Genomic DNA, 14727 nt, shown 5'->3' on the forward strand with positions numbered 1-14727 from the left:
CAAGGACGACGCGGTGGTGCTCCAGCACCTGACCGAGAACCTGAAGCGGGTGGTTTACGGCCAGCCGAACGCGATCGAGGCCCTGACCTCGGCGATCAAGCTGGCGCGTGCGGGCCTGCCCGACCCGGACAAGCCGATCGGCTCGTACCTGGTCGCGGGTCCGACCGGCGCGGGCAAGACCAACGCCGCCAAGCAGCTCTCCGCCTCCCTCGGTGGCGAGATGCTCCGCGTCGACATGTCTGAGTACATGGTGCGCCACACGGTAAGCCACCGACGCGGCGCCGCCCTCTGCTCTGTGGGCTCCGACCAGGGCTGCCTGCTGGCCGATGGGGGTGCACATCGCGCGCATGCCCGCCAGGCCGCCGTGGCCAGCTCGGTGGACGGCAAGCAGGTCGGCGGCGTCCGGACCGCCCACGCCTCCCGCGCGGCCGGGCAGTCGGACGCGATCACGGTGAACGGCGACTGGGCCTCGGGCAGCCACACCGTCGCAGTCAACTTCCTCAACGACGCCTCGGGCGGCACCGCCAGCCTGGATCGCAACCTCTACGTCGACAGCGCCACCTACAACGGGGCGTCCGTCGCCGACGCGCACTTCACCATGCTGAGCCAGGGCGCGCAGACCTTCACGTTCTTCCATTAGGGTGACGATCAGGGCAGCGGATGCACGACGAGCCGGGCTCCAAACCTGTCGGCAGCCTCGGTTCAAACGTCTCGGGAGGCAGCGCGTTGAGCCCTTGATGAAGCCCGCGTTGGCGAACCGAACGACCTGAAGGTGGACCGAAGGGCGCTTCTTGCATCGGCAAGACAAGGGAGCGCCTGACCGGTTTCCGGGAGCCGCCACTGCCCCTCCTCCCTCCGCGACGGCGGCATGCGGCTGTCGGGAGGGTGGGGAGATCACAGCTCCACCCGCGACCGTCGGATCAAGCGCCAACCGTCAGGCTTTATGGCTCGCTCACGACGGTTCAGACCGACGGAAAGTCCATCGCAAGCGCAGACGACCTTGACCTGTCGTGGAGATCCGATGCCCCTGAGGCGGATTTCGCTTCGGAAGGCAGATTGCCCCTACACCGCCTTGTACACGTGGTGAATCGGGAGGCCGCAGAAATCATCCTCGACGCCGAGCGTCCGCATGGGTTCGGATGGGGTGGCGATCAGCCCTTGCATCAGCAGCCGTAGGAACTCCTGAGGGCCCCGCGTCGGGATCTCGGCCTGGAGCAGGTCCGGCCCGTAGAGATCGAGCGTGTCGATGACGTACCGCTCAGCGCCCGCATGCAGCTCAGCGAGGACGGCGTGCTCAGCCGGAGTCCGCGGGTCGGCTTTGAACAGGGGCGCGATCCGTTCGCCCGCGCGCTCGTAGCCCACGACCTGTCCGTGGGGCGCGGTCAGGAACGCCTCGACGGCGAGGCCGTAGGCGAGAACGGGGAGCGACGACGTCTCGGGATTCTCGGCGCCCGCGCGGAAGCAGCTGAAGGCCGCGCCGCCGGCCTGCTCGACACCCTGCGCCGCGTCGAAGGTCGTCATGTAGAGGCCGACCAGCGGCTGGCCGAGCGCCACCTGCATCATCTTCTGGATCGTGGCCGAGTAGCCGACGTCGACAACCGCGTGGAGGCCCTCGGCATCGAGACCCTCCTGCCGGGCATAGGCGCGGAACCGTGTGTTCAGATCCGCCCCGTGGGCCATGATCTCCGGCTCGAGGTCGCTCATGACGCGCTCGACGACAGGGGCATCGGCAGGGAGCCGCACGTCGCGGCTGTCCAGTCCGAGATGAGCCGGGGCCGTAAAGCTCGCCCGGTTCCAGAGCAGGGACTGGATACTGCCCACGTAGCGGCCGGCCCCGATCACCAGATCCGGACGGAATGCCGTGCCGAGGGCTGCACCGATCGCCACCTGCCGGGAAACGTGGAAGTACCGGCCCTCGGGCAGGTGGCGCAGGCCGTAGCGCTCCCGGATCAAGCGGTAGACCTTGACCAGGAAGTCGCCCTCGCGCGCGAGGAAGTACAGCCGCTCGACCCGGCCCAGGGCCTCGTGCCGGATCAGCCAGGACATGAACAGCAGCATGAGCGGCCCGAACACGACGGAGCCGACCGCGCGGGCCGAGCCGAGCGACAGATAGGGCGGACCGGCCCGGTCGAGGAACGGGTTCCGGCCGAGCGCCAGCATGGCGTGGCCGACGACGAGATCGGACGCCCAGGTCCGCGCGAGATTGCCCTCGTCCCGCATGAACCCGCCCTGCGCCAGGATCTTGGCCGGGTGCGCGACGTGCAGGTAGGGGATCCGCCGGTCGCAGGCCGCCTGGATGTCCGAGTGCTCGTTGTCGCCGACATGCAGCCAACGGGCGCGCGGCACCGCTTCGGTCTCCTCGACGTGGCGCCACAGGTCGCCCCGGTCCTTGCGGGCGCCGACCGCGTTCGACACGTAGAGCGCCGCAAACAGGTCGGCGACACCGATCGCCTCAAGGATGCGGCGGATGTCGGCCTCCTCGTAGTAGGTATCGGTCATCAGGACGATGCGCTTGCCGTGGTCGTGCGCCGCCTTGAGGATCGCGATCACCTCCGGGCGCGGAAGCAGGGCACCGAGATCGATCCGCTTCTCCAGCGCGTGCGCCCGCGCGACGACATCGCCGGGGATCGTCCCGGAGGCGGCGAGTTCCGCGTAGATCTCCGACAGGTTGACGTCGCCCTGATGGTGCTTGCGGGCGCGGACCCGGTTCTCGGCGGCCCGGCGCTCCGTGAAGAGCGGGATAGGGCGGCCTTCCTCCGTGGCGATGCGGTGCTCGACGAGCTTGAGCACCGCATCTGGCCGCCGGGCCGGGCGGCTGACGAGGGTGTCGAACAGATCGAACGAGACGAGGTCGGCATCCTGCAGCGCAAGCAGCGCCTGATCCTGCGTGCGGGCGCTGTACTGGGGCCAGTTGCGGCTGCTGCTGTCGAAGCGAGCGAGCCCCCGGTCGTAGTCGAAGCTGACTGCGCTGTAGCCCTGCGACCGGCACACGATCGGAATCACCCGCTCGATCGCATGGGCGAGGGTGCCGTCGGTCTGGCCGTGCTCCTCGGGAAAATCGTGGGGGGCCAATCCGGCGGTCAGCAGCGGGCGCAGGGCATCGACCCGCGCCCAGAACATGCCGCCGACCGGATAGTCGATGTACTCGTCGAACCCGTCATAGGGCAGGCCGAGGCGGGCGAGCAGGCCGTAGCCGGTGCCGATGTTGGCGAGCCACGTGTGCGCCCAATAGACGATGTGCTTGCTGGTTTCGGGGTAGAAGAGGCCGATCTGGTCGTCCGCTTCCAACAGCGACAGGGCGATAGCGGCACAGGCCGCGTTAGCGAACAGCGCCCGGTAGATTTCGTCGCGCCAGCGCGTCTGCTCCGCGCCGCTGAACAGCGATTTCTTGGTGTGTACGTGGAGTACGAGATCGTAGCGCAGGATGTCGGACGCGAACACGGTGACAAGCGGCCCGAAGTTGCGGCCGCGGTTCTCGGCCAGCACGACCCGGCAGCGTCTGGCGAGCCCGGCGCGATCGGCCGCCGCCTCCAGCGCCTGCTGCTTCGCGGGCTCGTCGGTCGAGACCAGCAGGTCGAAGGACGGGATCGCCCGCACGAGCTGAGGCAGGAGGTCCTCGAACACGTCAACGTAGTAGGCGTGGATGGCGACGACGACGCGCGCGGACGTGCTGTCGCGCAGGACGATGGGGTGCGTCTCGATCTCCCGTGCCTGGGCATCGCGGGTGCAGGCGAGGCGGATGGGCCGCCCCTCCGCGCGCCCGCTCCTCAGGTAATGCAGCAGCGGGTTCGCGCCGGCTTCGGCCACGTCGGCATTGTTGGCGAGATACCAGCCGCCATCGAACAGGGGCCCGGGATTCATCCCGCGCGCGGCGCCCTCGCGAAGATAGTGCCGCGCCGCTTGGTTCGGCGGCAGGTCGGGGACGTAGGTCGTCCGGTACCAATCCGCGTCAAACAGCGCGGAGCCTTCGATCGGCGCCAGCGCCGCCGGGTCGACGAACGGACAGATCGGCCGACCCTCCGAGCGCCCGTCATTTAGATAGTGCAGCAGGGGATTCCGGCCCGCAGCGGCGACGTCGGCGTTGTTGGCGAGGTACCACGGTCCGTCAAACAGTGGGCCGGGGCTCAGACCGTTCGCCGCGCCTTCCTGCAGGTAGTGGCGCGCGGCTTGGTCCGGTGCCACGCCGGGTGCCTGGGTTGCCCGATACCAGTCCGCATCGAACAGATCCGATGCTGCGATCCGCGCCACCGACGCTGGATCAGCGATAGGGCGTGTCACCCGCCCTTCGGAACGTCCGCTATCCAGATAATGCAACAGAGGGTTCAACCCCGCCGCGGCGATGTCGGGGTTGTTCTGGAGGTACCACGGACCGTCGAACAGCCGGCTAGGGCTCAGCCCACGCGCAGCACCCTCCTGTAGGTAATGCCGTGCAGCTTGGCCCGGTGCCACGTCGGGCGCTTGGGTGGCATGGTACCATTTCGCATCGAACAACTCGGAGACAGTGATCCGCGCCACGGCTTTCGGGTCGACGTAAGGGCAAGCTGGCCGCCCCTCGGCACGCCCGCTGTCTAGGTAGTGCAGCAGCGGATTCAGATCCGCTGCGGCCACGTCGGGGTTGTTGTCGAGGTACCAGGGCCCGTCGAAGAGCGGCCCGGGGCTCAAACCCCGAGCAGCGCCCTCGCTCAGATAGTGGCGGGCCGCCTGATCCGGCGTGACGTTAGTGGCCTGCGTCGCCCGGTACCAGTCCGCGTCGAATAGATCGGCGTGCGTGAGGCGGGCCACGGCCTCCGGATCCACGTAGGGACAGGCTCGCCGCCCTTCTGCGCAGCCGCTAACAAGATAGTGCAGGAGCGGATTCAGACCGGACGCGGCAACGTCGCGGTTGTTGGCGAGATACCAAGATCCGTCGAACAACGGACTAGGGGTAAGCCCACGCGCGGCCCCCTCTCGCAGATAGTGCCGCGCGGCTTGATCTAGTGCCACGTCAGGGGCTTGGGTCGATCGGTACCACGCGGCATCGAAGAGGTTGGACTGCGCGAGTTTTTCCTCGGCCGCACGCCGATGACCATTGCCAAGAATCTTATGCAGCATCCGGCGGAACGCGTTGTGTTGAGCCATGTCGAGATTTTCTACGGCACGCGAAGGCTATCCCGTCTCTCGACGGAGCGTTGGCGCGGCTCCTACAGCAAGGGCAGTTACGCTCGCAAACGTCCGAATTGCGATTGATGCCCTGTCTCAAGGACGCTCACACATGGATTCTGGCGCATCCGGAACGGGGCGCCCAGCCCTTTATCCAGGCAACCCGCATGCAGCGCTCCCACCCTGACGACGCTCGGAACCGACCAAGCCGAAGGACAGTCACCTCCTAATCGCCGGGCGACGTCGACGGGCATTACGCCTGACCCGCGCCTGCCAGAGGAAGCGGTATTCAACGCGATGAGAGTCGCTGACGCCCGATCTGCTGACCGGATGCGGACTCGTCTTGCTGCCGTCTCAGCGCCCTGCCAGTGTTGAGCCCAGGGGCAAGGGCCGGTCTCGATTGCATGCCGTCCCGGCTTGCGAACGTCACAGCCGTCGAAGCACGCTCATCACCCTCAGCCTAGGCCAGGGGGACAGTTACCACGCCGTCGTGGCGCCCGCCTAGCGCACGTCTACGACAGCTTATATCTGGACGATCCGACACTCGCCGCCGACAGGGAACCGGTTCGACGGCGAGGGCAGAGGATGGACGACTGAGCGCTGCGCCTGCTCGCAACGCGCGCTCAAAGGTTAAGCGAGGTACTTGTCGGAAGGAACGGAGGGCGTCTTCACCACCACGGTGATGGCGTCCGACAGGGCTTCAAAAGCTGTCGCCTCGCCCGGCTCGACCGTGATAATATCGCCGGCCTCCCAGACCCGATCGAACATGCGCACGGTGCCCGACACGATGAGCGTCAGCTCAGTTGCGACCTTGTGGAAGTGCTTCTTCTCCGTCGCGCCGGCCGGGTAACGCTTCACCCCGACCTCGACCTCCGGGCTGCGTGAAGCGCAAGGCGAAAAATCTCCGACGAACCAGCCGCCCGTCATATCCTCAAGACGATGATGTTTCATAAAACGGGTCCGCCCTCGGTCAGATGCTCGTAGTTGCTCAGTTGCCGCGGTGATTTGATCGGCATGTAGGCATCTCTCGAGAGACCAAACGTCCGAATGGCCTTCTGCCGGAGGATAAGCTCGTTCAGCGCCGGCGCCACATAGAACAGGCCGTTCACGTGCGCGTCTTTCAGCATCATGGTCTGCAGAGCGTCGAAGAAATCGCCCGCCCGGCGCAACCAGTAGAAGCCAGCATTGGCCTGCCGGCTGATCGGCCGCTTCTCTGCAACCTCGACGACCCGTCCCTCCTCGTCGACGCGCACGAACGAGTATCGCGGGTGCAAGGATTCGAAGGTGAGCACGCCACCATCGGCGGCGCTCGATCGAAACTGCTCCACGACCTCGACAAAATCGACGTTGATCTGATCCGTTGCGTTCAGGATAATCAGCTCTTCATCGACCTTGATGTGATCGATCGCCAGCAGCGCCGTGCAGGCAGCCCCTGCCGTCGGTCTCTTGATCTCGATGATGTCAGCCTTCGGCGAGATCAGGCGGACAATATCCCGAATGTGGTGCCGAGCGTTATCGACGGCGCGCGTGCAGACGATATAGCGATTCGGGTCTAGAGGCGCGAAGGCGTTGATCTGCCGCTCCAGCATCAGCTGGCCGTCCACCTCGGACAACCAAATCGGATAGGGATCGTCCTCCGTGCGCGCGCTCTCGCCGGCCGCTAGGATCAGGATGTTCATGACGCCGCTTCGATCTCCGCGATCCGCCGATCCACGTTCGACAGCGTGACGTCCGCCGGCGTTTGGATGATGAGCAGATGTGCGCCCGAATGCCGGGCCGCTTTGATGCCGTGCTCGTTGTCTTCGAGGATCAAGGTCTCCTCGGGCGTTACGCCGAGGCGCTGCATGGCAGTTCGATAGATCTCCGGATCCGGCTTCGCCCGAGATACGTCCTCGTTGGACAGCATCAGATCCAGGTGTGAGGTGAGGTTGGACCGGTCCATCATCGTCAAGACGGAGTCGCGAACTGAGTTGGAGGCTACAGCAAGCTTGATGCCGCGTGCCTTGAGCCGGGCGAGCGCAAATTCGTGTGCGAAGGTCGGCCGGCAATGCGTGCTGACGATCTCCAGAGTGTAGGATTGCTTCAGCTTGTTGAGGAAGCCATGGAGGCCGCGCGGCAGGTTTTCGGTGGCCGTGAGCAATTCGAGTTTCCGACGGGTCGGCAGACCATCAAACGTGGTCAGGTGGTCGGCTCGGCTGATCTCCATCCCGAACAGGCGGAGCGCCCGGTTCAAGGCTTCATAATGCCAATCCTTGGCGTCGATCAGGACGCCATCCATATCGAATACGATAGCCTTGATCATAAGCGGAGCATCTGGCTGGCGCGATCGGGGAAATCGGTACACAGGGTGATGTCGCCTGGCATAGCCAGCAACCAGCCCCAGACCTTCTGCGGATCGCGCCCGTGCAATTCAGGCGAGACCACGCAGACGGCTTTGCCGGCAGCAAGGTGACTCTCGATCACGGACTTCTCGAACCAGTCGCCATGGAAGCCGTCGAGCCACACCCCCGTCGCTGCGTCATACAGGATCGGTTCGGCTTCCACGTCGCTGTGCCGGGTGTAGAACGGCAGACCGGCGCGCGCGTAACGAATCATTTCCGGAACGGACATGTCGAACGCGAACCAGGGGATGTCGCGACCTTCGAACGCGCGCGCCAGGAGTGGCGCGAGTCCGTCGGACTTCACGTTCACGGCGAGCGGCAGCCCCGTTCCGGAAAAGAGGTCGAGCAGATCCTCCCAGGGCAGAGCGTCACCGTGGGGAGGATCGTGCGAGACGACGAGGCGGCCAACCTGATCGCGGACGTCGGTCTCCGTTCCGAAGCTGGCTGCGACCGAGCGCTGAAACGCCAGGGCGGAGTTTTTCTCGACGGGCTGATGCCACCAGCCGCGATGGCTGATAATTCTCATGCGGCCGCGCCTCCCCGCGAGATCGGCAGACTCAGGAACAGATCGAGATCGCTCGGCGTGCCCAGGCCGTACATGCCGTCGGCTTCCCGGCCGATATTCATGAAGCCGATCCGGGCGCCGGCCTCGATCAGCTCCTCGTAGACGGGGGCGACGTAGAATTCCCCGTTCACGCGCTTCTCGGCCTCGATCATGCGCTTGGCCGCGCGAACGAAGTCGTTGCCGCGCCGGAAATTGTAGATTCCGACGGTAGCCTCATCGGAGATCGGCTGCTTCTCGACGACGCGCGTGACCCAGCCGGCCTCGTCCAGGCCGACGAACGACCATTTAGGATCATGAGCTGTCATGGTCATGATCAGCCCATCCACATGCGCGTCATCAGTCTTGCTTAAATATTCGTCAATCGAGCAGTCAATGAACTGATCGCTGTTCGCAATCATAAGCGGGTTGTCAGAGATATACTGCTCGGCCATCAGTACGGTGCAGGCCGCGCCTTCGGTGATTCCGTCGATCTCGACCAGTTCAGCGTTCGGTGCCCAGGTGGTCAGCTGCTCCCGCAAGCCGTATGCGGCGACGTGTTCACGCTGGCAGATGAAAATGAAGCGGTGCGCGCGCGTCGGCCGAAGATTGTCGATGACCACCTTGATCATAGGTGTGCCATGGATCGGGATCAGCGGCTTGGGCTGTACGTATCCGATGGACGCGAATCGGCTCCCTCGTCCAGCCATCGGGATGACGATATCAAGCATGAGGCGATCAGCTGCGTCTGTGACGGTATACGGATCGAGACGCCATAGGCGATCCATGTGCCGAGCTCAAGTGTACAGCACCTACATCCCAACCTCCGGTTAGCCTCCCAGTCGCTGGGCGCGGCCGTCGCAATGAGCCGAAACGGGCAAGGGCCATCGCCGATACAGACCCTGTCCTGGGTATGACGGGGACCGGCATCCCTAATCCGAACTGCCAGCAGCTTCCGATGCGAGCCGATGAAGCAATTCACGAGGCTGCCGCCTCTTGACCCCGCTTAGATCCCTCTGTTCGTCCGGCACCCGTGTGCATCAGTCGTGAAGAACCGACTGCGGCCGCACCGATTCATGCGGACGCCTTGAACCACACCGGGGAGCATACGGACGCACGCCCGTACCACGTGATCAAAGCGGCGCCGCCAGCAGCCCCGGCGTGACAGGTGTCGAAACCCAGGGTATCAGGGCCGCCGAAGAAAATTTAGCGTCCCGGCCAGCTTACGTACGAGCGCAAGTTCAACGACTGTGTACCGCGGATCTTTCTCACAATCGAACCCCGGGCCGGCAGCATGCTCGCAAGCACATACATCGACTATGAGGCGTTGGAGCGCGAGATCGCAGTGGGGCGCGAAGCAACGGCTCAGAGTCGATGGGATCAAGCGAACGAGATTTGGGCGTCGATGAGACGCCACTATCCAACGATCGCAGTTGCCTATGTGCTCGGAGGGTATGTCGCCCTCCAAGAGGGACGTATCGAGGAAGCCGAAGACCTGCTGAAACACGCAACGCGCGAATTCCCGCAAGATCTGTATGCCCATATCTTCTTTTCCGACGTCGCTCGCGCCCGAAATGACCTAGCAACTGCCGCCGAACGACTGATCCGCATTGGCGCGACCCGCGATCCCGCCCCCTATCGCGCCGCGTTCAAGATCCTGGCCGAGGGCATGGAAAAGAATGCCTTCAGTCAACCGGTTATTCTAGAACTTTTGACATTGATACTATCCGAGATCGGGGAGGGCGACCCAAATTTCGTGCCGGTCGCCTTGGCTGAACTCAACGTCATTCAAGAAACAAACGATAAATTGTATCGGCGGATTCATCAAATTATTGCAAGCGAATTTAACAATATATATCTCCGTATTGGTAGCAAAGACACAATCAATTTTGTAACAGCCGGCACGGACATCGGCAACCCTTATCTAGACCTCAAGCAATTTGCAGCGCACCAGCTCCTTTATAGCAGTAGAGCGCGATGCTATGAGCTGTTTCACCGCCACGCAACGAAGTTGCTGGCAGCGTCGCGCGAAGTAATTGCCGAACTGGTTGCACTCGGCCATGTCAAGGGGCTGGAGGCATCGCGCCAAATCCTGATCGCGCAGGTAGCGAGCTGCCTCGACGAGCATATCTACAACGCCGTTCAGGACAACGCCTGCAACCCAACGCCCGACCGGCCGTCGCGTCAGCCCAGCATTCTGGATCAGGGCTTTGCGCGGCGCTCGGCCCGCCTCGCGTCCGCGGTCAATCGCGGACTGCCTGATCGCCCCTTAAAGATTGCCGTATGCATCTCTGGGCAGCTTCGCGGGTTCGGCGATGCCTACACGACCTGGCAGCATCTCAATCTCGACCAACATCACACGACCCGCTTTGTGCACACTTGGAAGAAGTTAGGCCGCAAATTCCCGGTGCCGCAACACGCTATGAGGACGATGTCCGGTGAGTTGCTGCACGCCTATCAATCTGCCTTCCTCCAGCTTGGCCACGCAACGATCGTTGCACGCTATCCCACCATGTTCGCGCTGTTCGAACAAGGCGGCGAGGTCGATCACAAAAGACTCACGGAATTCTATAAGACGCCGTTCGTCCAAATTGAGGAAGACGACAGTTCAGATTTTGCGTCCATGAGCAATCCACATAAAATGTACTATAAGATTAAATCATGCCAGATGATGGCCGATTTATCCGGCGAAGCCTTTGACCTATTTATCCGGATTCGACCGGATAAAACGATCCTCTCTGCGCAGATTGACTATCACCGCATACTCTACGAAAGCCGTTTCCTGGGTAGGATTTTTTCGGATACGTCTGCCTTCATCCATTGCAAACTTGGCCACGTAATCGGGGATCAATTTGCCATTGGCGATGGTCCAGCCATGCGGGTGTACGCTTCCGCGTACGACCAAACTATCGCGTCGGCCATGACGCCCGGTGGCGATTTCCCCGCTCAGTTCTCACCCCATGTGAACTTGGCCGCCGCGACTCTTTCCGGCGGACTTTATGTTAGCGGCCATCACGGCATCATTTTCGGTGAACTTGTCGACGTGACCCCGATCCCCGCGCAGGCCATCGTCCAAGCTCTAGAAAATGACATCGATCCAGAAAATATGAGCCATATCGATCGTCATCTTCTGGACAGCGCGCGCGCAGAAGCGGAGCGCGAGAAACAGGCGGCATCAAATGGCAGCTGATCGCCCCCTGACGATATCATGCCCGACTCGAGTTGATCGTCTCGATCACTCAAACGACTAATAGCTTCGATGACCGTTCGGATTCAAGAGCCTCGGCAGCCCAGTATGATTGGCAACGATCAAAGCACACCTCCACGCCCTCAGGAGGTTCATGAAGCGTACCTTATTCTCAAGAATTCCGACCTGTTCGATGTAAAATTTTACTTGGACAACAATCCTGATGTCAGGGACGCCGCTATTGACCCACTAATGCACTATCTGACTAACGGGTCCAGGGAGGGGCGTGATCCGAGCACCAAATTCAGCACGCGATACTATGTAGCGACGTACTCCGATGTCGCGTTGTCCGGGCTCAACCCGCTGGTTCATTTTCTCAGAATTGGTGCTCTCGAGGGGCGAGTGGCGGTCCCGCCGCCCGATATGACGCCAGGCATCCTATCCGTCGGCGATGGCCTCATTCTGGATGAGACAGAGCGCCAATGGTATAAAGCGATTGAAAAGTCCAATCTCTTTGATGCACATTACTATTTGGATTGCAACCCTGACGTTGCAGCGGCTGGGCACGATCCACTTACGCACTACATCAAGAACGGATGTCACGAAAATCGCGATCCGAACAAGGATTTCCATACACGATATTACGTCGCCACGTTCCCGGACGTCCGCGAAACCGGCCTGAACCCCCTCTACCACTACATAACAATCGGGCAGTCAGAACGGAGAACGCCCCGCGCCCAGGGCGAAGGCTTCTTCATGCTGACCGATGAGCAAGTCGACTGGTATAAACATATCCGGGCGGCTGGGGTTTTTGATAGCGACTTCTACCTCTTGACTTATCCCGACGTTGCATCATCGGGACTGGATCCGCTCGTTCACTACATCATAAGCGGCGCTGATCAAGACCGGCTACCGAATCGCAGTTTTAATCCGTTAAGTTATCTATCATCGAATCGGGACATCTATTTTTCTAAAACTAATATCTTGTACCACCAGTTCTCGCAATCATCCAATACGGGGACGAATAAAAATCCTCCTAAGGTACAACATTTTCATGCCTCCGAGAATGAAAAGCTGTCTTCTGGGTCTATGGTCGAAATAGCTCGACAACGTATGCAATTGTCGGATTGGGAAGGCGCCGCGGGCTATTGGCGAAAAATTCTTGAAACCGATAAGACAAATTTGGAGGCACATGACGGACTGATAACGAGTCTGTTGCAGAGTCATCTACTCGTGGCGGCGATCGACGCATTGGCTGCTGCGAAGGCCAATTTGTCTGCGGATGGCTACCGTCACCTCAGTTCGATCGAATCTCAAATCTTCTCATCAGAGCCCGCCATCGGCGTCGGACAAAGCAATGCTCTGACCTCGTCCCCCCGGACGCCAATCCGTACCGAGCGCCTGCGCGCTCGATTGAAACATTCGCCCCTTTTCGATCCGATCTTCTACACGCAAAACCGTCCAGACAACGCGGGCTTCTACAGGGAGGCTCTGGACCACTATCTCAAGTGGGGGAGCGTGGCACGGCTTCCGACTTGCTCAGGCTCGACTATTGCAAAACTCCTGGGGTGGACGACCCGCGACTATGAGAATGACACTGCAAAATTTCTTCAGTCTTTCGAAGACGCGCAGCGCGAGGACATTATACCGGAAGAATTTTTGAAGTCAGCGCGGATCGGCATCTTCATCCATACGCAGTCCAATTTTTATATGCGACCGATCGCGGAGCATCTTCAAGCGGCTCTCTACGCGGCCGGAGCTCAGGTCGCAATCCTGTCGGAACTTGATCCGCACCCAGAAGCCGTTACCATACCGATCGTGGTTGCGCCGCATGAATTTTTCGGTTTCCGTCTGCCGCCCTATTTCCAGTCCCAAACTTTCGCGAAGATCTACATTGCCTTCAATACAGAGCAATTACCGTCGGACTGGTTCAAAGAATGTTTCTCGGATCTCATGGCGGCACGGGCTGTGATCGATGTCAATTTTCAGTCTGCGCTTATACTGAATAAATCACTTCCAACGACTTATTGTCTTCCCGCCGTCCGCACGAATCATTGGCCGGACTACATCAGTGATGCCGACCCGAGCCACGATCAGTTGAATATTCTCGATCCAAAGATAATCGGGCAATTTGGACTACGCCCGGACTTCGAAGAGCGCCCCCTTGATGTCTTCTTCGCAGGTTTCGCAACGTCGCATCGGGATACGACGTTGGTCCGCGCTGCCGCCTACTTAGCGAGCAAGAAAAGCTATCTTGCCTACGGCAAAAAAAGTTCTACTGCCAAAGTTCAAACTGAACAAACGATGTCAGTATTCGCCAATAATCTAGCGCTCTGCGGTTTGTCAAAGATCGTATTGAATATCCATCGTTTCTCGATCGGCTACTTTGAATGGGAGCGCATGGTCGCGCAGGGTTTCCTAGCGCGCTCTTGCGTGATCACTACCCCGTCCCTACCATCCCCGTTCTTTACTCCGGGCGTTCACTATCTCGAAGTGCCGGGACGGCATGTCAGTCCCGCCCTTCGGTGGTTATTAGATAGCGAGGAGGGCAAAGCGACCGCAAAACAGTTCGCTGCTGCATCCAGCGATGTCATGCAGCACTCCTTGACACCGGTCCGCGTCGGTCGACACCTTCTCTCGTTCTTGGCATCCCTCCCCGAGCTCAGCTAATGCCTCCATATCTAAAATATGACTTGAAGCATGAGGCTGGCCTTGATGCCGCCGCTGGTGTCGAGCTCGTGTCGGTAGCCGTGACACTTTATAACTATGAGGCCCATATCGCAGGGGCTTTGAGTACCGTTGTATCACAAACGCATCGCGCTGTCGATCTCGTGATCGTCGACGATTGTTCGACGGATCGGTCCCTTGACGAAGCCTTGATATGGATCGAGCAGAATGGTCAGCGATTGACGCGCGTGAGGCTGTTCCGAAACCAAGAGAACTATGGCCTATCGGCAAGTCGCAATGTCGCGTTCGCGGAAGCCATCGGCGATTTTGTCATGGTACTTGACGCCGATAACGAATTGATGCCGACAGCGATCGAGAAGCTGTTGTCGGCTTGCCAAGCATCTGGGGCGGATGCGGCTTATTCGATCATCGAAAATTTCGATGCCGAGAAAAGTTTAGGATATGCATTCCTCTGGAATCCTGAGAGATTATCCGGGGGGAATTATATCGACGCCATGGCCCTCATCCGTAAAAAGGCATGGTCGGCGGCAGGAGGATATTTTCAATTTGAAATTGATGGCTGGGAAGATTATGATCTATGGTGTTCTTTCACGGAGCGCGATTTGCGTGCGGCGTTCGTCCCGGAGATCCTATGCCGATATCGTGTCCATAAAAGCTCGATGCTTCGAGCAACGACGAACGTGAATCATAAGGAACTCTCTGCTCAAATCATGTTGCGCCATCCCTGGATCCGACTATAATATATTTGATTGCATATACCATAGTGTAAGCCGGTCCTGGCGCGGTTGAAT

10 protein-coding genes are annotated in these 14727 nt (G+C 60.7%); 4 read left to right on the forward strand and 6 right to left on the reverse strand.

The genetic code is table 11. The features are described from left to right. Positions 1 to 640 (forward strand): AAA family ATPase (locus MKK88_RS15995; RefSeq protein ID WP_244001335.1); only part of this gene is annotated, 640 nt, incomplete at its 5' end. A 422-nt stretch (positions 641 to 1062) separates the two neighbouring features. On the opposite strand, the gene MKK88_RS16000 is transcribed toward MKK88_RS15995, so the two are convergent. The 6 genes from MKK88_RS16000 to MKK88_RS16025 form a co-directional block, all read right to left on the reverse strand. Then, positions 1063 to 4782: a rhamnan synthesis F family protein gene (locus tag MKK88_RS16000; protein WP_244001337.1), complete on the reverse strand. Its 3720-nt coding sequence runs from the start codon at positions 4780 to 4782 to the stop codon at positions 1063 to 1065. A 987-nt stretch (positions 4783 to 5769) separates the two neighbouring features. After that, positions 5770 to 6090, reverse strand: a complete 321-nt coding sequence (locus tag MKK88_RS16005; protein ID WP_244001339.1) for a cupin domain-containing protein — start codon at positions 6088 to 6090, stop codon at positions 5770 to 5772. Continuing rightward, positions 6087 to 6818 (reverse strand): glycosyltransferase family 2 protein, encoded by a 732-nt coding sequence (locus MKK88_RS16010; protein WP_244001341.1) that lies wholly within the window; start codon positions 6816 to 6818, stop codon positions 6087 to 6089. The genes MKK88_RS16005 and MKK88_RS16010 overlap by 4 nt, the downstream gene beginning before the upstream one ends. Next, positions 6815 to 7441: an HAD family hydrolase gene (locus MKK88_RS16015; RefSeq protein ID WP_244001343.1), complete on the reverse strand. Its 627-nt coding sequence runs from the start codon at positions 7439 to 7441 to the stop codon at positions 6815 to 6817. Before MKK88_RS16015 ends, MKK88_RS16010 begins: the two co-directional genes overlap by 4 nt. Then, positions 7438 to 8046, reverse strand: coding sequence for a hypothetical protein (locus MKK88_RS16020; protein ID WP_244001345.1), 609 nt, complete (start codon positions 8044 to 8046; stop codon positions 7438 to 7440). The genes MKK88_RS16015 and MKK88_RS16020 overlap by 4 nt, the downstream gene beginning before the upstream one ends. After that, complete coding sequence (locus MKK88_RS16025) at positions 8043 to 8792, reverse strand: glycosyltransferase family 2 protein (RefSeq protein ID WP_244001347.1); 750 nt, start codon at positions 8790 to 8792, stop codon at positions 8043 to 8045. Before MKK88_RS16025 ends, MKK88_RS16020 begins: the two co-directional genes overlap by 4 nt. Positions 8793 to 9355: 563 nt before the next feature. Here MKK88_RS16025 and MKK88_RS16030 point away from each other — a divergent pair. The 3 genes from MKK88_RS16030 (at position 9356) to MKK88_RS16040 (ending at position 14676) form a co-directional block, all read left to right on the forward strand. Next, the gene (locus MKK88_RS16030) at positions 9356 to 11251 is read left to right on the forward strand and encodes a tetratricopeptide repeat protein (protein WP_244001349.1); all 1896 of its coding nucleotides are present in this window, start codon (positions 9356 to 9358) and stop codon (positions 11249 to 11251) included. Between the two features lie 105 nt (positions 11252 to 11356). Then, positions 11357 to 13918: a hypothetical protein gene (locus MKK88_RS16035; protein ID WP_244001351.1), complete on the forward strand. Its 2562-nt coding sequence runs from the start codon at positions 11357 to 11359 to the stop codon at positions 13916 to 13918. A 23-nt stretch (positions 13919 to 13941) separates the two neighbouring features. Then, on the forward strand, positions 13942 to 14676 hold the full coding sequence (locus tag MKK88_RS16040) for a glycosyltransferase family 2 protein (protein ID WP_244001353.1): 735 nt from the start codon (positions 13942 to 13944) through the stop codon (positions 14674 to 14676). The last annotated feature ends 51 nt before the right edge of the window (positions 14677 to 14727 follow it).

The sequence above is a fragment of the Methylobacterium sp. E-005 genome (assembly GCF_022829725.1).
Classification (GTDB): domain Bacteria; phylum Pseudomonadota; class Alphaproteobacteria; order Rhizobiales; family Beijerinckiaceae; genus Methylobacterium.

Bases quoted from the DNA above. Each gene is read 5' to 3' on its own strand.
- MKK88_RS16005 (WP_244001339.1), bottom strand. From the start codon at position 6,090: ATGAAACATCATCGTCTTGAGGATATGACGGGCGGCTGGTTCGTCGGA.
- MKK88_RS16010 (WP_244001341.1), bottom strand. From the start codon at position 6,818: ATGAACATCCTGATCCTAGCGGCCGGCGAGAGCGCGCGCACGGAGGAC.
- MKK88_RS16015 (WP_244001343.1), bottom strand. From the start codon at position 7,441: ATGATCAAGGCTATCGTATTCGATATGGATGGCGTCCTGATCGACGCC.
- MKK88_RS16020 (WP_244001345.1), bottom strand. From the start codon at position 8,046: ATGAGAATTATCAGCCATCGCGGCTGGTGGCATCAGCCCGTCGAGAAA.
- MKK88_RS16025 (WP_244001347.1), bottom strand. From the start codon at position 8,792: ATGCTTGATATCGTCATCCCGATGGCTGGACGAGGGAGCCGATTCGCG.
- MKK88_RS16030 (WP_244001349.1), top strand. From the start codon at position 9,356: ATGCTCGCAAGCACATACATCGACTATGAGGCGTTGGAGCGCGAGATC.
- MKK88_RS16035 (WP_244001351.1), top strand. From the start codon at position 11,357: ATGATTGGCAACGATCAAAGCACACCTCCACGCCCTCAGGAGGTTCAT.